Below are 20,597 nucleotides of genomic sequence, written 5' to 3'. Positions count from 1 at the left end.
GCAGATTATCTATTTAATAACAAAATAAGGAGCCTGATATATTGATCATATCAGTCTCCTTTTTTAATAAAGTCATCTTATGGAAAAACTACATAAATGGGACATTAAACTACTAGGATATCAATCATTTGGAAAAGATGTCATATCAATGAGGGTGACTAGTGGTGCGAATGAGGGAAATGAAGATTTATGTAATAGAAACTTTTAGACTTAACGTCTCCACGATCTCGGTTACATTTTTCCCGTCCATAATAAATTGTAAGAATGTACGTACTTCCTCTATGGACATTCCCATATCTTTAGCCTGTTTGATTAGTTGAATCCATTCCCCGTCAAGATTCTGAATCTCTTTCATGGCTTTCCTCCTATATCATTCCAGTCTCATAGCTTTAATCATAAATGGTGAAGGTTAAATTAAAGTTAAGAAATTGGAAAATTATAATAAAAGGAGAAAATTAAACTTTTACGAAAGTTGATTTCGTAAAGATTGTTGTTTTTGGAAAAATCCCAAATGCCGGATTTTTCCCCGTATAACGCTGGGTTTATTGGTCTATTTGGAGAGTAGCTCTTTTCTAAGGATGAAAAAATTCTGATTGGCTGTTGAAACATACTGTTGATTTCCTAAAAGCGTGTTTGTAGCAACAATGTTTTAGAAAAGAGCCTTTACGAAAGAAATTTATATCCAAATCCCCTTACTGTAATAATATACTCTGGTTTAGACGGATTTTTCTCAATCTTTTTCCTTAATGTACTGATATGAACGGACACTGTTTTTAAATCACCAAATTGGTCTTCTCCCCAAATTAAGTCATATAACTGCTCGGTACTAAATACTCTTCTTGGATTGGAAGCTAGTAAAATTAACAACTGTATTTCCTTTGTTGATAAATGGATGGGTTTCCCCCCAACGGCTACCACATATTGTTCTATATCAATATGTAACTCTCCCCATGTAATCATTTGTGTGTTCTCTTCCTCAGACGGGTTCTGCTGCATGCTGCGACGCAAATGTGCTTTTACCCTTGCCATTAATTCTCCTGGATCAAATGGCTTTGTTATATAATCATCGGCACCGATCTCGAGCCCGCGGATTTTTTCACTTTGTTCTCTTTTGGCACTTAGAAAAATCACTGGGATGTTGATTTGTTTCTCCCGTAATCTCTCACAAACCTTAAATCCATTCATTCCAGGAAGGAGAATATCTAGAATCACAAGATCTGGCATAACATCTATGATACCTGTTAGTGCCTCCTCTCCATTGGCAAATGAGATCACACGATACTCCTGTTCAAGATAGAGCTTCAATAAATTCTGTATATCTACTTCATCTTCAGCAATAACGACTGTTCTCATTTATTCTCCCCCAGTTCCCCAGTATAGATTGGCAATGTGAAATAGAAAGAACTTCCCTGTGATTCCAAGCTTTCAGCCCAAATAATCCCTTTATGATTATCAATAATCTCCTTCGCAATAGCTAGCCCCAGTCCAGCATTCCGATACGTATCATATTGTTCAGCATCCGCTCGATAGAACCGGTCGAATATATATGAAAGTGATTCGGCATCAATTCCTATTCCATTGTCATGAACACCAATGACTAAGCTCTGATTACGGTGACTGTCCCCAATCTTCTCCAAGGCCGATGCGATTTCCTCTTGATGTCCCTGTCTTTTATAAAACTCCTTATATTCAATGACATCAATCTTAATGATTCCATTCTCTTTTGTATACTTAACCGCATTCGAAATTAAATTCTCCATCACCTGCCTCATTCGGTTCAAATCCATTAAGAGGACCCATTCATTTTGTTCTACCGAAAGCTGATGATCAAATTGAAATTCAATGTTCTTATTAGTAACATCTGCTTTAAATTGATACAAAAATTGAATAAACTGCTGAACAGATACTTTGTTCCAAGAAAAACTCGTCTCCCTTTCTTCTAGTCTAGAAAGGTCATGAAGATCCTGTATTAATCGGTCAATATAGATAGTTTTTTCATGGATAATTTTCAAATAGGTTTGGTCACAAGGTTCAATCACCCCATCTAGCATCGCCTTGACGTACCCCTGAATGGACGTCATCGGCGTACCTAAATCATGGGAGATATTCGATAATAGATGGCGACGTGACCTCTCCATACTTACCAGCTTTTCTGTACTGATTTGCAGTTCTTCCGTTCTTTTTTGTACCCTTTCTTCGAGCTCTTCATTTAATAAAAGCGTGGCTCGTTCTGCGTTTTCTTTTTCCATTTGAATAATTTTCACTCGATCAGCTAGTGCCAACGAAAAGAGAATCATCTCGATCAGTGATCCTATTAAGGATGCATATCGTGTAAAAGTATTCAGTGGCAATGTTCCTGCGTCTGACAAGGATGAGACCAAGCTAGTTAGTAAAAAAATAATCCAGGCAAAAAACAAGTAACGAGCCGCCTTATTCCCTCGCTTCCAACAAAGTATTGTCGTAGTTAATACAACAGGAATAAAGAGAATAGTAGAAAAGGTAACAAGATGTAAAGCAATAGAATAGGACATCAATAGCACAACGAGTATTGCTATATTGAATGTGGTAAGCATATGAAGAATTCTGCTCCAAAACTTTGCATACTGCTGAACATCAAGAAATTTATTCACAAATAGAGCTCCGGCTAAGTTAGAGAAAGCAATGGAAAATACAATCGAGCGATTATTCCACCATGGGAAGTCCGGCCATAAAAATTGATAAGCAAATCCATTCAGTGTTAATTGCGTCATACTAAATGCAAAGATTAACAGGACATACCATAAATAACTCCGTAAGCGTAAGGAGGAATACAAAAAGATGTTATAAACAACCATTACAAGCGTTGATCCATAATAAATTCCGAATAGCAGATACTCTATAATGCTTTTTTCCGAAAAAGCTTCTTCATTCCATAGTACAACGGATAGCTGTAAGGATCCTTCACTTTTTATTTTGACATAATACGTTCTTGTTTCCTTTTCAGGTAGGGTTAGTTCGAATGTCACATGCCGATGCTTGCGATCTCGCTCGGAAAACGGCAGTAAATCACCACCATAATAGGCTGTATACTTATTCGTTCCCGTTTGTTCATATAATGTAATGGAGTCGTGAGGGGCATAAGGAAACTCTAAAATATATTCATTTGTGCTAAGTTGATTGTCTATTTCGAAGCGCATCCAATAGACAGATGACTTATAACCATAACTAGGAATGCCTTCTTTATTTTCTGTAAACTGGTTGGAAAAAGTGGATGAGGACACATCGTTGATCGTAAATTTTCCCTCCTCATCCTCAAGTATTTCCATATTTTCATAGATCTTATATTCCCCCACTTTTTCTTGGTTGATGATTACGGAAGCTTGGGCTTCATTTATGATTCCACCGCATATGATGATCAATAGTAAGGAAAGCATCAACAATATTTTTTTCATCATGGAACCTCCGTTAGTCATGTCTAACAATAATTCTATACAAATGTTCCAATTTCCTCCAACGTAAGAAGCAATACCTATTTCCTATTCTCTACTTTTTTTATTGAAATTTTCATTGACATTCTACATAACTAGATTTATATTAAAAGCATAAACGATATTGATAATCATTATCAATAAAATTCCAGTAACGAAATACATTATTAAAGGAGAACCCCCTCATGAAAAAACTTTTTGTTCCATTTTTGCTTTTGCTTGTTCTTGTTATCAGTGCTTGCGGAAACCAAACAGAAGAAACTGATAACAGTTCAGAAACACCGAAAGAAGAAGAAACACCTACAACGATTACATACGAGTCTGAAACAGGCCCGGTTGAAGTACCTGCTGATCCACAAAGAGTGATCCTTCTTTCTGGTTTTACAGGAAATGTATTAGATTTAGGAGTGAATGTTGTTGGCGTTGATGTATGGTCGAAAAATAATCCAACCTTCGCAGAAGAACTAAAAGATGTGGAAGAAGTTTCAGATGAAAATTTAGAAAAAATTATTGAATTAGAGCCCGATCTAATTATTGGACTATCTAATATCAAAAACCTCGATAAATTAAAAGAAATTGCTCCAACTGTAACCTACACTTGGGGGAAAGTTGATTATTTAACGCAACATATCGAAATTGGGAAACTATTAAATAAAGAAAAAGAAGCTCAAAGCTGGGTTGATGACTTTACCAAGCGTGTAGAGGCTGCAGGTGAAGAAATTCGTGCTAAGATTGGTGAAGACGCAACCGTATCTGTTATGGAAAGCTATGGCAAAGACCTTTATGTATTTGGTGAAAACTGGGCACGTGGCACAGAAATCATATACCAAGGTATGAAACTAAAAATGCCTGAAAAGGTAAAAGAAGTTGCTCTTGATTCTGGATACTATGCCTTATCTACTGAAGTGATTCATGAATACGCAGGCGATTATGTGATTCTAAGTAAGTACTCAGATGCAGACACTTCTTTCCAAGAAACAGAAACCTACAAAAATATTCCAGCGGTAAAAAACAACCAAGTGTTTGAAATGCCTGGTGAAGGTGCGTCCTTTAGTGACCCGGTTACACTTGAAAAGCAGTTAGAGTTTATTAAAACATCTTTCTTAGGAAATTAATGAAAAAACAAAGCATCCCTTATGTAACGGGATGCTTTGTTATCTAAGAAGGTTTCCCCTTAGGCTCAGGAGATGTCTTTAGGATATAAATGGTTGACTTAAACAAATCTCCATCCACTTGAATATCAAATCTTCCCTTTTGGATTTCAATTAAGCTTTTTGCAATCGACAGCCCTAAGCCACTGCCTTGACTAGATCGGGATTCGTCACCTCTTGTAAAACGTTCCATCAATTCATCTGCTGATATATTTAACTCGTATGCTGATATATTTTTGAAGGTGATAAGTATTTCTTTCCCTAAGTCCTCAATATCTATATACACTCTTGATCCTCTCAGTGCATATTTAAAGATATTGGATAATAAGTTTTCTAGGGATCTCCATAAAAGTTTTCCATCTGCTTTGATATATACTTTATTATCTGGATAGTTTAACTTAATCTCTAATTCCATGGCTTCGATTTTCGAATTCACTTCTCCTAACCCCTGGGTTATTAATGATACAATATCTATTTGTTCAAAATGTACAGGGATGTTCCCGCTAGACGCCTTTGCTGCCTCGAATAAATCATTGGTTAATATTTTTAGTCTTTTCGATTTTTGATCTAATACTTCCGCATATTCTTCTATCTTTGATAAATCTTTTTCCTGTTTCAACAAATCTACATACGTAATAATCGAAGTCAAAGGGGTTCGTATATCATGAGATACATTGGTAATGAGCTCTGTTTTTAATCTTTCACTCTTTAGTTCACTATCAAACGCTTTTTTCAACCCATCGGTGAGGCTATTAATATGACCAGCTAGCTTGGCAAACTCGCCTTTTCCCTCAACTGTGATTGAATGCTGTATATCTCCATTCTTTATTCTTTCTACCCCATCCTTTATTGCTTTAAATGACTTAACCTTCTTTAAGGCAAACCAAGCTGCAACCCCCAAGGTTACAGGAAACATGAAAAACGTTGCCGCAACCAATAAAGGATACCCAATCACAAGCAATACCGTTTTGATACCAACACTTCCACTTGCGTAGACATTTCCTAAGAATGTATAAAGCTTATAAAATATCGTATAGATTAGGCTATGCTTAAATATGGTTTTATTTTTAATATGCTTAACTAATGATAAAAAGAGGACAAATCCAACTGCTCCAAAGGAAAGTGTTAACGGAATGATCATAACATCGATGTTGGTTACGTTGATTTCTTCGATCAGAGTAAACCATAGCCCTGAGAGAAGCATTAATACAACTAGATTAACATCCGTATATAGTTTATCCAATGCATGTAAGTGTACCTCATGAGTTTCAAACTTTTTTCTGCCAATCACAAATACTAAATAAGAAAAGAACACGATAAATCCTAGTAAAAAGGCTAGTAAGCCAAATAGGCTTTTTTGGACAATCTCTTTGTTTTCTTCCCATTTTGTTATCTTAAGATCTAAAAAATCGTCATCAAAAGATACATAAATAACCTGACCTTCTGGATCCTGTTGTTGAATACTTTCTGTAATCCGATATAGATGTTCGTTGTTTGTCACTTCTTTTGGATATATCTCTTGTTTATATCCTTCAAAAATCATATAGGATGGATGCGCTTGAAACTGTTGTTTTTCCTTTAACGTGGTGTTTGAGTATACATTTACACTATCACTAGCATAATACAAGGGACCATCTAACTCTTCTAATCTTTGTAGGATGTAATGATAATCTCTTAAGTCATTCTGTATCAGTTCAGTCTTTGCCTCGGTGATTTGATCGGCATAGTCCTCCTTAAACCTTGCATAGTTAGCTTCTTCACTTTGTTCAGGATTGTAGCTTCTGGAATACGCTTGAAAATCTGAATATAATCTTTCTTCTTCACTCCTTATTTCCTCCTCAGTGATCGTCCCACCTTTCTGGATATGTTCCTCACTCTTATATTCTTCTATTAGGATTGATAGTTTACTGATTATCTCTTCACTTTCCTGCACATAGGATAAGCTGTGAAAATAGTTCTCTTCAAAAACAACGCTGAAATTACTACTATTTTCAATTTCCACAACCGAAATGTTCTTGATCACCCCGGTAAAACAGATTAATACGATGATAAAGACTACTATTTTCGTTATGTTTAAGTGGCTAAATTTTCTCAACTTTATATCCAACTCCCCACACCACCTTTAAATATTTTGGCTCTTTGGTGTTGATCTCGATTTTCTCTCTAATTTTTCTTATATGAACGGTTACTGTATTTTCTGGACTAAAAGCTGTTTCATTCCATACCTTCTCATAGATTTCCTCTATGGAAAAAACCCTTCCAGCATTAGCCGTTAGAAGTTTTAAAATTTTGTATTGCACAGGTGTAAGATGTACCTCTTCTCCATCGACAGTGATCAATTTCCTTTCATCATCAATCATCAGACCACCTGTTTGATAGAGATTACTCCTTGTTTCAAGGCTTCCAAGGGTTGTATATCTCCTCAACTGCGATTTCACCCTAGCGATTAACTCCAGAGGATTAAAAGGCTTGGTTATGTAATCATCCGCTCCAATATTTAATCCTAATATCTTGTCGTAGTCTTCCGATTTTGCTGAAAGCATGATCAATGGTATTTTATTTTCTTCTCTAATCTTTACGGTAGCTGTAATTCCATCCATCTTAGGCATCATAATATCTATGATAATCAGATGGATATCATGATTCTCAATCATTTCTATCGCTTCTACACCATTAAATGCTTTATAGACTAGATAGCCTTCATTTTCCAAATAGATTCCGATTGCATCTACAATCGATTGGTCATCATCACAAACCAATATGTTCATGAGCCTTCACTCCAATTTATAAGTTCAAACATATTATACCCCCTATGTGTTTTTCTTCTAGACTAAGCATACCCTCAAAATATTAATAAACACCTAATGCAAACCTTAAGATTTTCTTAGTGTTTAAAAAAAGCCAACTATGAAGTTGACTTTTGAATTTAGGTTTATTTGATTGGTAGATAGAGCAGGTATATTATCGGTTTTCTCGGATGTAATTTGCTACTATTAATCCGCTCTCTACTTGAATACGCACCAGTTTTTGAATCGGGATAAATGTGTAATTAAGTTCATTTTCTAACACGTTACAATAATCTTCTAGTAACTTCTCACCTCTATTAAACGCTTCCTTCAGCTTATAAAGAGCTTGTTCATCCCTGTGTTCAAGTAGTTGGAGTCGTTCTAGTTCATATTCACATGTTCGGACCGTTAATCCTAAATACAAACCATTATAAAATTTTGACGCATAAAGATTATCAAAAACCTCCGCCATTTTCGCCCATTTTTCAAACTCTGGATTGCTTTCGGCCCATTTAATTTTGGCTTCACTGCCTTCTCGAACATAATGAATGACTTCCTCCACAAGCTTTACAAAAGGATTTTCCTGTTGTATATAGGGGCGAATATCCTGCAGTAGTTGATCTAAGCGAGCAAAATGAGCTTGAGATACTTCCACACTCTTTAAGATGGCTTCTTTTCTTGTCATTTCACTTTCGCTCATATCCTCGATCCGAGAATCAAAGAAATAAGGCAGCTCCGTCAGAAGTGTGACACAATCCGCGTTTACGCTCCCAGCAAAGTCTGAACTTGACGTACCATTTTTAATATTCGGCTTCTCTCCAGTATATTTCTCTATGAAATCATACGCCTCACCAATGGTCATATTTTTAAATATCGCAGGAGAAAACTTCGTGATGAACGGTTCCTCCGGCTCACCTAAATTTAAGGGAATGCCTTGTTTTATACTTGAATTACGCAACCCTTCATATAGCTCTGGATAGTCATGGGTGATGTACCAATAAGCACCCCCAAAACCTGCATTATGTAAAGAGTACATAAACTCTGGTTGGGTTTCTTCTATTAACTTCATTAACGTTTTTGTTTCTGGAAGTGGGTTATGAAAATGCAGTTCTTTATAGTCAATAGGAAAGGTCCATTCCACCTGTTCATACCCGATCGGCCGGTAATAATTTTTCGTATAATTATATACTGTAAACGGTCCTTTAAACCAATTTTCATTTAGACGAACACCATCAGGATCAATACATTTAATCATGTACCACGTAAACCCTAACCCTTCTCGTAATTCATTATTCTCAGCTAATGCCCGAGAAAAATATTCTAGTGTCATCGCTCCAATCGGTTCATTCGGGTGTGGACAAGCAAAGCACAAAGCATTCTTTGGTCCATCTCCAATTTTCATACATAAAATGGGATGCCCTTTTCTTGATTTTCCTGCTTCAAAAACGGTAACGATGCCTGGAAACTCACGAGCAAGCTTCCGACAGCTCTCATCCATTTCATCTACAGTCAGAAAAGCTTTGTAATCCGGTACATGATCAACAACAGATTGTAAATTCATAGTTACCTCTCAACATCTTTATTTGGTCTTGATTAATAAATAAACAAAATAAGGTGCACTCAGTAATGAAACGATAATACCAACAGGAATTTCTGTTGGTGCTAACAGATTCTTTCCTATCGTATCAGACACCATTAACAGTAACGCCCCTATAAGCGCTGAGACGGGAATGATATATTGATGTAATGGACCCATGATTTTTCTAGCAATATGCGGAACAACCAATCCTAAAAAGGCAATTCCTCCACCGGCTGCAACGGAAGCACCGGCAAGCGCAACGGCAATAAGTAATAATAGCCGCCTCTCAGACTCTACATTTGTTCCTAATCCAGAGGCTACGTCATCTCCTAAATTTAATACATTTAAGGAGTGAGCTTTCTGAAGAGCGATAGGAATTAATAGTAAAATCCAAGGGAGTAAAGCAAACACAAAATGCCAGCTAGCATTCCATATATCGCCTGTCAGCCAAACCGTCGCTTGCCTGAAATCTTGGGGATCCATTTTCAATTGAAAAATGGTCAGAAAAGCGGCAAAACCTGCATTTACACCAATCCCGACTAAGACAAGCCGAATCGGATTGACACCTCTTTTCCATGCAAGTGCATAGATGATCAGTGCAGCGACAATTGCACCAATTAATGCAGCAACCGGCATAATAAAAATAGTGAAAGAGCTGCTCACATCGAGTTGCCCCTTGAAAAAGTAAATAAATAAAACGACGGCAAGACCTGCTCCTGTGTTAATCCCTAAAATTCCAGGATCAGCCAGTTCATTTTGAGTAATTCCCTGTAAGATGACACCAGAAATAGCTAATCCTGCTCCAATTAATAAAGCTAACAAAATGCCTGGTAATCGAAAATCAAACAGAACAAGCTCCTGCCGAGCCGTACCATTATGAAATAATGTTTTTATAACATCTGCTGGGGCAATTTGAATGACCCCTGTGCTTAAACTAACAAAAAACATGAGTAGAATCGTTATGATTAATAGAACAATGATACCAATCAGCTTTTTCTTCTTTTTTGCTTCAAACGCATTCATCATTTTCCACCTCCACTACCTCGTGCTAAATATAGGAAGAAGGGAACTCCAATAATTGAGGTAATGGCTCCCACTGGTGTTTCAAAAGGAGCATTCACTAGTCTTGAGACCACATCTGCTAATACAAGTAACAACGCCCCAAAAAGAATAGATGATGGAATAATCCACCTGTAATCCGTTCCAATAATGAATCTCGTAATATGAGGAACAATAAGTCCGACAAACCCAACTGCTCCAGCTACAGATACGGCTGCACCTGTAAGGATGAGAATGGACACTATTCCAAATAATTTGATCATCATATTATTTTGTCCTAAACCTGTTGCCATGTCTTCTCCTAAGCTAAGCACGGTAATCGATTTAGAGATCGATATAGCTATAAATAAACCGATGGCACCTGAAATGAACAAAATGGTGACGGAGGCCCAACTTGTCCCATCTAGTCCACCAGCAAGCCAAAATCCCATTTGTTTTTCCAAATTAAAATGTAAGGAAAGAATCGAAGAGATGGAACGTAACATCGTGCCGATTGCTACACCTGCTAAGGCAAGTTTTACAGGCGTTAATCCACTAGGTGAAAAGGACCCAACCATAAAAACAAGTCCTACAGCTAAACCAGCACCAATAAAGGACGAACTGATTAACCCCATTGTCGAAACGGTAGGGAAAAATGCTAGCAACAGGACAAGGGCAAAAGCCGCTCCATCCGTAACCCCCATAATCGAAGGGGATGCCAATGGATTTCGTGTCATTCCTTGCATGATCGCCCCGGAAACAGCTAGAAAAGCACCTACTAATGCCGCTGAAAAAGCACGAGGCAAACGTAATTCTTGAATCACCTGATGAGTGGTTATTTCTGGATTGAAATGAAATACTGCCTGCCATACCGTTTCAAGCGCAATATTGGTTGACCCGTATGAAACCGATAAGCCAATTGAAACAATTAATAAAAGGATGGTTATAATATTGATGATAAGTTTGGATGTGTTCGAATGATGAATAAATTCGCGCATGGATCTCCCCTGTTTTCTGCTAAATTCTTTAAATTGTCAAAAAAAAACACACTATCGAATTGACTCAGTAATTGAAAGTGATTATCATTAACGAAGAAATTATACCATAAAGGAGAATTTGATTTTGAAAACTAATATGAAATTTCGTCGTATTTTTACTATTATGATGGTTGGTTTATTATTTATTATGTCAGCTTGTGGAAATGATAATTCCACTTCTGACTCTGAGACAGAACCTGAAACAAACAATTCCGAGATCACATTAGATTCTGCCATGGGTGAAGTAACCATCCCAGCGAATGCTGAAAAAATCCTTGCTCCTTATCATGAAGATGCTCTACTTGCTCTAGGTGTTACTCCTGTTGCTAAGTGGGCTATTGGACAATCTGTTCAAGAATATTTAGAGTCTGACTTAAAAGATGTCCCTACAATAGAATGGAATCTTCCAGTTGAACAAGTACTGAATCATGCACCAGAATTGATTATTTTAGAAAATAATATGGAAAGCTATGAAGGTACTTATGAAGATTATAACAAAATTGCTCCAACATATTTAATGACAGAAGAAACGGTTAAAGATTGGAGAAAGCAACTTGAAACCTTCGGGGATATCCTCGGCAAAGAAGAGGAAGCGAAAAAAGTTTTAAGTGAGTACGAAGACACCGTTTCATCTGCTCGTGATCAATTATCAGAAGCGATCGGTGAAGAAACAGTAGCTGTTATCTGGGCAGCTGGAAATCAATTCTTCCTATTCGAACAAAACCGTCATAGCGCAGAGGTTCTTTACTCGGAGTTAGGAATCAAGCAACCAACATTGATTCAGGAACTAGGGCCAGCAGATGCTGCATCTTGGAATCCAATCTCCGTTGAAAAGCTGTCTGAACTCGATGCCGACCATGTCTTTTTATTAGCTCTTGAAGGAGAACAAGGAATCGAGACATTGGAAAATAGCTCAGTATGGCAAAGTACACCTGCTGCTAAAAATGGAAACATCCATATCATCAATGATCCAAGTAATTGGACAAACAAAGGATTGCTTGCATCTCAACAAACCATTGAAGATATTTTAAGTGCGTTAGCAAAATAACCTGTTCTCAAAAATGCTGTCTCCTCATGAGAACAGCATTTTTTTACAAATATTTGGATATGAATTGTGTCTATTTTCCGACTGATAACAGTTATCATTGACTGCGTAGTGGAAACCAAATAAAATGAAAGTAACATTTTACGTTTTACTTTAGGGGAGAGATATCAATGCACTCATTATCCGCAAAGAATTTAACACTAGGTTATGGGGACACTATCATCATTGATAATTTAGATATCACAATTCCTAAAGGGGAAATCACTGTTTTTATTGGAGGCAATGGTTGTGGGAAGTCCACCCTTCTTCGGTCTTTAGCTCGGTTACTAAAGCCTAAGAGTGGCAATATCCTGCTTAACGGTGAAGAAATCTCCAAAATGAAAACAAAAGAGATTGCAAAAAAGCTAGCAATACTACCACAAAGCCCTGTTTCACCTGAAGGCTTAACTGTATATGAACTAGTCAAACAAGGCAGACACCCATACCGTTCCCTTATCAAGCAATGGTCTAAAGAAGACGAAGACGCGGTTCAACGTGCGCTTGAAGCAACCAACATGCTTCACTTAAAAGACCGCGCCGTTGATTCTTTGTCAGGTGGTCAACGCCAACGAGCATGGATCTCTTTAACCTTAGCACAGGAAACAGATATCATCTTATTAGATGAACCTACAACCTATTTAGATATGACACACCAGATCGAAATCCTTGATCTATTATTTGACCTAAACGAGCAAAAAGGCCATACCATAGTCATGGTTTTACACGATTTAAACCTTGCTAGTCGTTATGCCCATCATATCGTTGCCGTAAAAGACAAAAAAGTATATGCCCAAGGAAAACCTGAGGACATCATTACGTGCCAATTGGTCAGCGAAGTGTTCCAAATGAATTGCAGCATATCTTGCGATCCTATTTTTGGTACTCCGGTTTGTGTCCCACACGGAAAAGGGCGGTCGGTTTTGTCGAATTAGGATAGAATGAATAACATATTGAAGCCGACTCAAGTTAATTGGGTTGGCTTTTTATTTTGTCTCCATTAGTCAAAAAATATATAAGATTAATGGTGAATAAAGTGAGGGACCTGGTTTTGAAAACACCCATTTTGAAAAGGGCGAGAAAAAGAAGCTGATATTTATTTTAACAGCTTCTCATGAGTGAACTATTTTTATAGATACGGCAATTTATATTCTTAGAAATCATCTTTCCAATGACCTCGAGAAATTACGACGTTTCAGACTGCGAAAAGAACCTTCTAGCATCCCCGTGCCTAAAATAACTCCAAATACGATTAGAACAAAACCAATTAACTGCTCTAGCACAATCTTTTCTCCTAGGAACAGAGCTGAGCCAAGCAATGAGAAGAACGGGGTAAGATTGATAAAAATAGCTGTAGAGCCTGCACCTAATTGTTGGATCGCATAATTATATAGCATGTGGCCAAGTCCTGTGGCAAAAACAGCTGAAGCTAATAAAACCAACCAAACATACACTGGCTGTTGGAATTGGCTTGCCTCAACTGGTTCTATCCAGAAACTAAATCCGAACATCATTAAAGACCCAAAGATCAGCATGATTCCTGTCATTTGCCGGGAATCAAAATTCGTAGTTAATTTTTTTATCAAAATAAAACTAATCGCTTGCGTGATTACCGCTCCAAAGATATATAGATCACCTAATGAAAACCCAGAAACAGGTCCATTTCCTTTTAAAATAATAAAATAAACACCACTTAGAGCCGCTAAGATACCGAGAGTCTTGGCCACTGTTAAGACCTCTTTTAGAAAAATCATGGCAAAAATGGAAGTGAAAAGTGGGACCAAACCTAGAATAAGACCCGTATTTGAACCGGTCGTTAGAGTTAATCCAAGTGCTAAGAAAAGATGATGACCAAACACTCCAAATAAGGCAGCAACGAAGATTCCAAGTATATTTTTTCGAGATATCTTCTCAAACCTCTTGGATAAAATAAGGACAACTATTACCACCAACCCCGCCAAAAACACACGAACACCTTGAATAAAAACTGGTGGAAAATACGTCACTAAAATTTTTATTGCCGATACATTGAACCCCCATATCACCATTAATAGAAATAGTGAGCTGTACAATAATCCTCTAGACAAACCTAGCCCTTCCTTCTGTTCCTTGTCCTTACATATGAACAATCTTTTCTATCAAGATTACTAGATAGTTAGATAGTCTGTAAATCAGTTATGTTACATCTGTGATAAAAATAAGAACAATCACCTGTTAGTTTTTAATTTTAAAAAGAAAATTCAATTGAGTGATAGGAGCCTGAAGAGGAAGTAATTGTAGAGGAAAAGTAGAAGAATTGAAGAGATTACCATACCGTATAAACCATTAGCCAAAATAAACTCTAACGCTGCCTTCTTTCTGTACTGTTGCTAAACAGTTTAGTATAAAATCCAAGATTTGCTTTTGATCCCAAGTTTGGACATCACTCTCTGAAAGAGAATCACCATTATTGTATAGTTGCTTGTAAGCATACAAAGCTTTTTCAATTTGTTTTATTGAAAAGGTCGTGCTCTTGCCTGATCCACTTACTCCTGCATAATAACTATATGCTTCAAGTAAACTATACAGTGTAATAGCATTATAATTCCCCATACTAAAACGAGCATAAGCAATTTCTTCTCCTGCTTTATTGTATCCTAGAATATCGTGACCCACTGATTATCCTCCTTTAAAATAAAATTTATTTACTCGAAAATGGTATACTAAGCCTTAGAAAGATAATAAATGAAATAATAAGTAGTTATCACTCCTTCAAGTTTGTCTTTCTATCAATCAATTTTTGTTGAAACAGTTTGGAAGAAAAAAGGGAGTTAACGTAGATAGAGCGAAGGTTCAATCAAGAGGTTGCATCAAATATTGGCATAAAATTGAGAGGGTTTCATTTTGTACAAGGTGAAAAAAATGTGTAATAGTGCGGGGCAATGTGAGGTTGTCTATATAATAATTTTATCTTTCAATCTTGTCAACAATTAATAATTCGAATAAATTTAAGTGACAATACCTATTTTTATACGTCCAAGTATTTTAGTTCAATAACCTCATTTAATTAAGAAGGGGCAGATTTCAATTTAGCCCAAAAATCCAATTACATTTTGCAAATAAAATAAATTCAAGATAGAAAAACTAGTCTAAATCTAGTAAGATATCCACATGTGACATAAGATAAGGAGTAAAAAAATGAGCGTATTAAACGTACAAAATTTAAGTCATGGTTTCGGTGATCGTGCAATTTTTAATGATGTGTCTTTTCGACTATTAAAAGGCGAACATGTTGGACTAGTTGGGGCAAATGGTGAAGGTAAGTCTACTTTCATGAATATTGTTACTGGGAAGTTGCAACCCGACGAAGGAAAAGTTGAGTGGTCACGAAAAGTTCGTGTTGGCTATTTAGATCAGCATGCTGTACTTCAAAAAGGTACTACGATGCGTGACGCTTTGAGTTCTGCTTTTCAATATCTTTTTGATGCTGAATCAGAGATCAATGAACTTTATGCAAAAATGGGTGATGAAGGTGCCGATATCGATGGATTACTTGCAGAAGTTGGAGAGCTACAAGAAACGTTAGATAGTAATGATTTCTATCAAATTAATTCAAAAGTTGAGGAAGTGGCTCGTGGTCTAGGGTTAGACGCTGTTGGACTCGATCGAGATGTAGATGATCTTAGCGGTGGTCAACGTACGAAAGTTTTGCTAGCTAAGCTTTTACTAGAAAAACCTGAAATCCTATTACTAGACGAGCCTACGAACTATTTGGATGAACAGCATATCGAATGGTTGAAGCGCTATTTACAGGAATATGAGAATGCATTTATCTTAATTTCACATGATATTCCATTCTTGAATAATGTTGTTAACTTGATCTATCACATGGAAAACCAAGAGTTGAACCGCTATGTTGGTGACTATGATAACTTCTTAAAAATATATGAAATGAAGAAGCAACAGCTAGAGTCTGCTTACAAGCGTCAACAACAAGAAATTGCTGATTTGAAAGATTTCGTTGCTCGTAACAAGGCAAGTGTTGCAACCCGTAATATGGCGATGTCTCGTCAAAAGAAGCTCGACAAAATGGAAGTTATTGAATTGGGGAAAGAGAAGCCGAAACCAGAGTTTAAATTCAAAGAAGCTCGTTCATCTAGTCGTTGGATTTTCGAGACTGAAGATCTGGTTATTGGTTACAATGAACCACTTTCTCGCCCTCTGAATTTAAAAATGGAACGCGGACAAAAAATTGCATTCGTTGGTGCAAACGGTATTGGGAAGTCTACTCTTCTAAAAAGTATTCTTGGGTTGATTAATCCGCTGGAGGGTAAAGTGGAACGTGGTGAGTATCAATACATCGGGTACTTCGAGCAGGAAGTTAAACAGTCCAACTACAACACTTGTATTGAAGAGATTTGGAGCGAGTTCCCAAGTATGAATCAGGCTGAAGTCCGTGCTGCTCTTGCAAAATGTGGATTAACGACGAAACATATTGAAAGTAAAATCGAAGTCCTTTCTGGTGGCGAAAAAGCCAAAGTTCGATTGTGTAAAATTCTAAACACAGAAACGAATTTATTAATTCTAGACGAACCTACCAATCACTTGGATGTGGATGCAAAAGAAGAATTGAAGCGTGCTTTAAAGGCCTATCGCGGAAGTATCTTGATGGTATCACACGAACCTGATTTCTATCGTGAAATTGCTACTGATATTTGGAATTGTGAGGATTGGACTACAAAAGTGTTTTAAATAAAGATTAAGGGGTACCTCAGAAAAATTTTACTGGGGTACCCTTTTCTATCTAATTCAATATTAGGTTAGCAACACCTTCAACGTGTGCGGTGTGCGTAAACATAGATCCCTATCCTCTATATCTAATAGCTAACCCTTTCAAGAAATTACGAGCATAACGATCTCCACAGAACTTATAGTTTTTATGACCGACTTTTCTTAATAAGGCACTTATTTCTCCTTTGGTTACATGGACACCTGCATCTTCTAAAATTTGAAGCATATCCTCACTTGTTAATGACAAAGCGATTTTCAGCTTTTTTAGTAGCAGATTATTCGAGCTTTCCTTTAGAGATGGAGCCTGTCTTTCAGGTTGACCTGGTTTTGGATCTTGCTTTCCCCTTTTAAAAATAATAAAGCCGTTTAAAAAGGCATCGAACATTTGATCATCACAGATGATCACATTCTCATTGTCCTCTTCTTCTTCTTCATTTATTTTCGTGAGGATCTTTAATACCTCCTCTTTGGTTACCTCAACTCCACCAAGTTTAAAGATTTCTACCATGTCTACATTTTTAATATCTAAAGCGTATCTTAATCTGATTAATATATCGTTATTATTCATTGATTTATCCCCCTGAAGATGGTTTACCTTACCTACTATAGCACTTGTCGTTACAAAAAATAAAATGGCCCCCTGAAAATAAGGAGCCATTCGTCTGGTTCAGACTTATTAGACTGTGGATAACTTATTTTTCAGGATTTTTATCCCGCTTTTATACAAAATGTGAATAAAATTGTGGATATTGTCTGACTTATCCAAAAAAACTGCCATTTATCCCTTTAAAATTAAACTAGTAACACTTTCAATGTGACTTGTTTGTGGGAACATATCCACAGGTTGTATATAACCAACCTTATATTTAGAAACCAACACCGAGATATCTTTCGCAAGTGTGGATGGATTACATGAAACATACACAATTTTCTTTGGCTTTACCTTTAAAATCGTATTTAATAACTGTTGATCCAAGCCAGTTCTTGGTGGATCCACTACAAGTACATCTGGTTTCCATCCTTCTTTGGCCCATTTTGGTAGGACTTGTTCAGCTTTACCGACAACATAAGTAGCGTGACTGATTCCATGTCTTTCGGCATTTTTTTCTGCATCTTCAATCGAATCTGCAATCACATCCATTCCACGGATTTCTTCTGCTCCATCTGCTAACCATAGACCGATTGTTCCGACTCCACAGTAAGCATCCACAACTTTTTCCACACCTGTTAGTCCGGCTGCTTCTTTTACCTCATTGTAAAGGTTCACGGTTTGCTCTGGATTTAGCTGGAAGAACGTTCTTGCTGATAGCTCAAATTCGAGTTCTCCTAGAGTTTCTTGGATGAATTCTCTTCCCTCTAATAGTCTAGTTTCATCACCAAAGATAAGGGATGTTTTTTGACCGTTTACGTTTTGCACAATGGATGTTACTTCTGGCAGAGCTTGCTTGATGCGAGCAACGATTTCGTCCTTGTAAGGAAGCTCACGTTGGCTTGTGATTAATACGATCTGAAGCTCCTCAGTTTTCACACCAATTCGAGCAACAATGGTACGTACGATACCTTTGCGTGTTTTCTCATTATATACAGACACTTTAAGGTCTTGTAAAATCTTTTTCACGGTTGATGTTGCCTTGTTTGTAGCGGAATGCTGTACCGCACAATGTTGAATATCAACAAGCTTGTGTGAGTTGATTCCATATAATCCGGCTAGTAATTTACCGTCACGCTGCCCCACCTGGAACTGGCTTTTGTTTCGGTAGTTCCAAGGGTTCTCCATGCCAAGTGTGTCACGGATATCTAACTTTTCTACATTTAGCTTTGTATGACGCTCAAGTGATTGCTTCACAATGTCCTTTTTTTCCACAAGCTGTTGACGATAGTCGAGATGCTGGAGCTGACAGCCTCCACATTCCTCGTATACAGGACATGGTGGTGCAACGCGATGTTCTGATTTTTTTCGGATTTTTTTGATCCGCGCTTCAGCAAACTTCGGTTGAACTTTTGTTGCTTCTACAACTACTTCTTCACCTGGGAGAGCACCTGGTACGAAGACGACTTGCTTTTTAAAGTAGCCTACTCCTTCCCCATTGATACCGAGTCTCTTAATTGTCAGTGGAAAGGTTTGTTTTTCAGTTATTCTTACAGATTGCTCCTGTTTCATTTTGTTCACTCCATCTATTATTCGATACTTCTCCACAAGTAAAGAGAAGCGTAGCTTGCGTATGGCTCCCAGCTTGGCTTGTAGCTTTCCATCTCTTCCTTCGTCGGCTTACGGTCCATATTGTATAGCTTTTTGAGTGCATTTTGTAAACCGATATCAGCAATTGGGAAGAGATTTGGTCGACCCAGTCCAAACATGAGGAAGTTTTGTACGGTCCATGGACCAATGCCCTTTAATTTGACGAGCTCTTCCATAATCTCATCATCTGACTTTTCATGCAACTTATGAAGCTCTAATTTGCCCTCTACAATCGCTTGTGCCACACCAATCGCATACTCCGCTTTACGGCCACTGAATTGAAGCTCACGTAGCTCCTCAATTTTTACACTAGCCAATATTTCTGGATCTGGGTAAAAGTAAGCTCCGTCTTTTTCTGTGCCAAAGGTTGTAACAAATCGCTGAGTTAATGTGTGGGCAAACTTCAGGTTGAGTTGCTGATGAACGATGCATTTTAGTAAGCAGTTGTAAGGATCAAAGTCTAAAACCAGAGGAGTTCCCACATGCTCTTTAAAAATCGGGGCTAAATCTGTCTGACAAAAATGGGTGTGAATATCATCTAAAGGTTGATCCCATTGGAAGATTTCCCGTAAACGAGCGGTAATCGCCCTATTTGTTTTACCACTCAATTCAAATGAAGGCTCTTTAGTAGTTCCCGTTCCTATTACCTTTACAACTTGCTTATCTCGGTCGACGATGAGGGGTACTTTAACCGAGCGTTCCTGTAGATCGATTTGATTTAATGGATCTAATGCAAGTCTGGATAGGACTTGATCAAAGTTGTAAGGTCCTTTAATGCTTATTCTCTCCATAGTTTGTCCCGTTCCCTTGTTTTTTCTGTAAGTATAGCATCTTTATATGTAATATAGAAAAAACCTAAGGGTAGTCATGTCATAAACAAAGAGAGTAGTCACATGACTACTCTCTTTATGTGTGCCTGGCGACGTCCTACTCTCACAGAGGGAAACCCTCAACTACCATTGGCGCTGAAAAGCTTAACTTCCGTGTTCGGTATGGGAACGGGTGTGACCTTTTCGCTATCGCCACCAGACTTTTAATTTTGAAGGTTGTTCCTTCAAAACTAGATAAAGAGTCAAAGTCAGAAGAATGAGTATCATTTTGCATAAACGAGCTCCGGCGGCTAGTCCCTCGGGGTCATAAGCCAAAGCCTTCCAGAGGTCAGGACCTCTTACAGTCTTCGTCTTATGCCTGTCGGGACTAACCAAGCCGCCTACGCATCTTTGGTTAAGTCCTCAACCGATTAGTATCAGTCAGCTCCACACGTCACCGTGCTTCCACCTCTGACCTATCAACCTGATCATCTTTCAGGGGTTTTACTAGCTTGCGCTATGGGAAATCTCATCTTGAGGGGGGCTTCATGCTTAGATGCTTTCAGCACTTATCCCTTCCGCACATAGCTACCCAGCGATGCCTTTGGCAAGACAACTGGTACACCAGCGGTGCGTCCAT

Annotated in this window: 17 protein-coding genes and 2 rRNA genes; 4 read left to right on the top strand and 15 right to left on the bottom strand. The window is 37.6% G+C overall.

Going from position 1 to position 20,597, the window contains the following annotated elements; all coding sequences use genetic code 11:
- Positions 1-187: 187 nt before the first annotated feature.
- The 3 genes from ACVBAX_RS11675 to ACVBAX_RS11665 form a co-directional block, all read right to left on the bottom strand.
- Complete coding sequence (locus ACVBAX_RS11675) at positions 188-355, bottom strand: anti-repressor SinI family protein (RefSeq protein WP_430777180.1); 168 nt, start codon at positions 353-355, stop codon at positions 188-190.
- A 308-nt stretch (positions 356-663) separates the two neighbouring features.
- On the bottom strand, positions 664-1,353 hold the full coding sequence (locus ACVBAX_RS11670; protein WP_447117179.1) for a response regulator transcription factor: 690 nt from the start codon (positions 1,351-1,353) through the stop codon (positions 664-666).
- Positions 1,350-3,434 (bottom strand): 7TM diverse intracellular signaling domain-containing protein, encoded by a 2,085-nt coding sequence (locus ACVBAX_RS11665; protein WP_447117178.1) that lies wholly within the window; start codon positions 3,432-3,434, stop codon positions 1,350-1,352. The genes ACVBAX_RS11670 and ACVBAX_RS11665 overlap by 4 nt, the downstream gene beginning before the upstream one ends.
- Positions 3,435-3,652: 218 nt before the next feature.
- Between ACVBAX_RS11665 and ACVBAX_RS11660 the strand changes: the two genes are divergently transcribed.
- The gene (locus ACVBAX_RS11660; RefSeq protein WP_447117177.1) at positions 3,653-4,582 is read left to right on the top strand and encodes an iron-hydroxamate ABC transporter substrate-binding protein; all 930 of its coding nucleotides are present in this window, start codon (positions 3,653-3,655) and stop codon (positions 4,580-4,582) included.
- Positions 4,583-4,625: 43 nt separating this feature from the next.
- Here the strand turns inward: ACVBAX_RS11660 and ACVBAX_RS11655 are convergent, their stop codons facing one another.
- The 5 genes from ACVBAX_RS11655 to ACVBAX_RS11635 form a co-directional block, all read right to left on the bottom strand.
- Positions 4,626-6,725, bottom strand: a complete 2,100-nt coding sequence (locus ACVBAX_RS11655; RefSeq protein WP_447117176.1) for a histidine kinase dimerization/phospho-acceptor domain-containing protein — start codon at positions 6,723-6,725, stop codon at positions 4,626-4,628.
- Positions 6,700-7,386, bottom strand: a complete 687-nt coding sequence (locus ACVBAX_RS11650; RefSeq protein WP_447117175.1) for a response regulator transcription factor — start codon at positions 7,384-7,386, stop codon at positions 6,700-6,702. Before ACVBAX_RS11650 ends, ACVBAX_RS11655 begins: the two co-directional genes overlap by 26 nt.
- A 193-nt stretch (positions 7,387-7,579) precedes the next feature.
- Complete coding sequence (locus tag ACVBAX_RS11645) at positions 7,580-8,965, bottom strand: M14 family zinc carboxypeptidase (RefSeq protein ID WP_447117174.1); 1,386 nt, start codon at positions 8,963-8,965, stop codon at positions 7,580-7,582.
- Between the two features lie 18 nt (positions 8,966-8,983).
- A complete protein-coding gene (locus tag ACVBAX_RS11640) occupies positions 8,984-10,006 on the bottom strand; it encodes a FecCD family ABC transporter permease (protein WP_447117357.1) in 1,023 nt (340 codons plus the stop codon).
- Entirely contained in the window at positions 10,006-11,019 is a 1,014-nt protein-coding gene (locus ACVBAX_RS11635; protein ID WP_447117173.1) for a FecCD family ABC transporter permease, read from the bottom strand. The genes ACVBAX_RS11640 and ACVBAX_RS11635 overlap by 1 nt, the downstream gene beginning before the upstream one ends.
- Before the next feature lie 124 nt (positions 11,020-11,143).
- On the opposite strand from ACVBAX_RS11635, the gene ACVBAX_RS11630 reads away from it, so the two are divergent.
- Both ACVBAX_RS11630 and ACVBAX_RS11625 read left to right on the top strand, forming a co-directional pair.
- Entirely contained in the window at positions 11,144-12,106 is a 963-nt protein-coding gene (locus tag ACVBAX_RS11630; protein WP_447117172.1) for an iron-hydroxamate ABC transporter substrate-binding protein, read from the top strand.
- 167 nt (positions 12,107-12,273) lie between these two features.
- On the top strand, positions 12,274-13,074 hold the full coding sequence (locus ACVBAX_RS11625; RefSeq protein ID WP_430777151.1) for an ABC transporter ATP-binding protein: 801 nt from the start codon (positions 12,274-12,276) through the stop codon (positions 13,072-13,074).
- 225 nt (positions 13,075-13,299) lie between these two features.
- Here ACVBAX_RS11625 and ACVBAX_RS11620 read toward each other — a convergent pair whose 3' ends face one another.
- Both ACVBAX_RS11620 and ACVBAX_RS11615 read right to left on the bottom strand, forming a co-directional pair.
- A complete protein-coding gene (locus ACVBAX_RS11620) occupies positions 13,300-14,226 on the bottom strand; it encodes a DMT family transporter (RefSeq protein WP_447117171.1) in 927 nt (308 codons plus the stop codon).
- 238 nt (positions 14,227-14,464) lie between these two features.
- Complete coding sequence (locus ACVBAX_RS11615) at positions 14,465-14,794, bottom strand: hypothetical protein (protein ID WP_447117170.1); 330 nt, start codon at positions 14,792-14,794, stop codon at positions 14,465-14,467.
- A 522-nt stretch (positions 14,795-15,316) separates the two neighbouring features.
- Here ACVBAX_RS11615 and ACVBAX_RS11610 point away from each other — a divergent pair.
- Positions 15,317-16,870 carry an ABC-F family ATP-binding cassette domain-containing protein gene (locus ACVBAX_RS11610; RefSeq protein ID WP_119706760.1) on the top strand — a complete coding sequence of 518 codons (1,554 nt, stop codon included), beginning with the start codon at positions 15,317-15,319 and terminating at the stop codon, positions 16,868-16,870.
- A gap of 112 nt (positions 16,871-16,982) precedes the next feature.
- Here ACVBAX_RS11610 and ACVBAX_RS11605 read toward each other — a convergent pair whose 3' ends face one another.
- The 5 genes from ACVBAX_RS11605 to ACVBAX_RS11585 all read right to left on the bottom strand — a co-directional run.
- Positions 16,983-17,477 (bottom strand): DUF1456 family protein, encoded by a 495-nt coding sequence (locus ACVBAX_RS11605; RefSeq protein WP_447117168.1) that lies wholly within the window; start codon positions 17,475-17,477, stop codon positions 16,983-16,985.
- 210 nt (positions 17,478-17,687) lie between these two features.
- Positions 17,688-19,070 carry a 23S rRNA (uracil(1939)-C(5))-methyltransferase RlmD gene (rlmD, locus tag ACVBAX_RS11600; protein ID WP_447117167.1) on the bottom strand — a complete coding sequence of 461 codons (1,383 nt, stop codon included), beginning with the start codon at positions 19,068-19,070 and terminating at the stop codon, positions 17,688-17,690.
- A 17-nt stretch (positions 19,071-19,087) separates the two neighbouring features.
- The gene (locus ACVBAX_RS11595; protein ID WP_447117166.1) at positions 19,088-19,939 is read right to left on the bottom strand and encodes a DNA-3-methyladenine glycosylase family protein; all 852 of its coding nucleotides are present in this window, start codon (positions 19,937-19,939) and stop codon (positions 19,088-19,090) included.
- A gap of 123 nt (positions 19,940-20,062) precedes the next feature.
- Positions 20,063-20,178, bottom strand: a 5S ribosomal RNA gene (gene rrf / locus ACVBAX_RS11590).
- Positions 20,179-20,368: 190 nt separating this feature from the next.
- A 23S ribosomal RNA gene (locus ACVBAX_RS11585) occupies positions 20,369-20,597 on the bottom strand; the annotation flags it as partial.

Source organism: Robertmurraya sp. GLU-23, from assembly GCF_052983275.1.
This window is presented reverse-complemented; position numbering and strand designations above follow the sequence as displayed.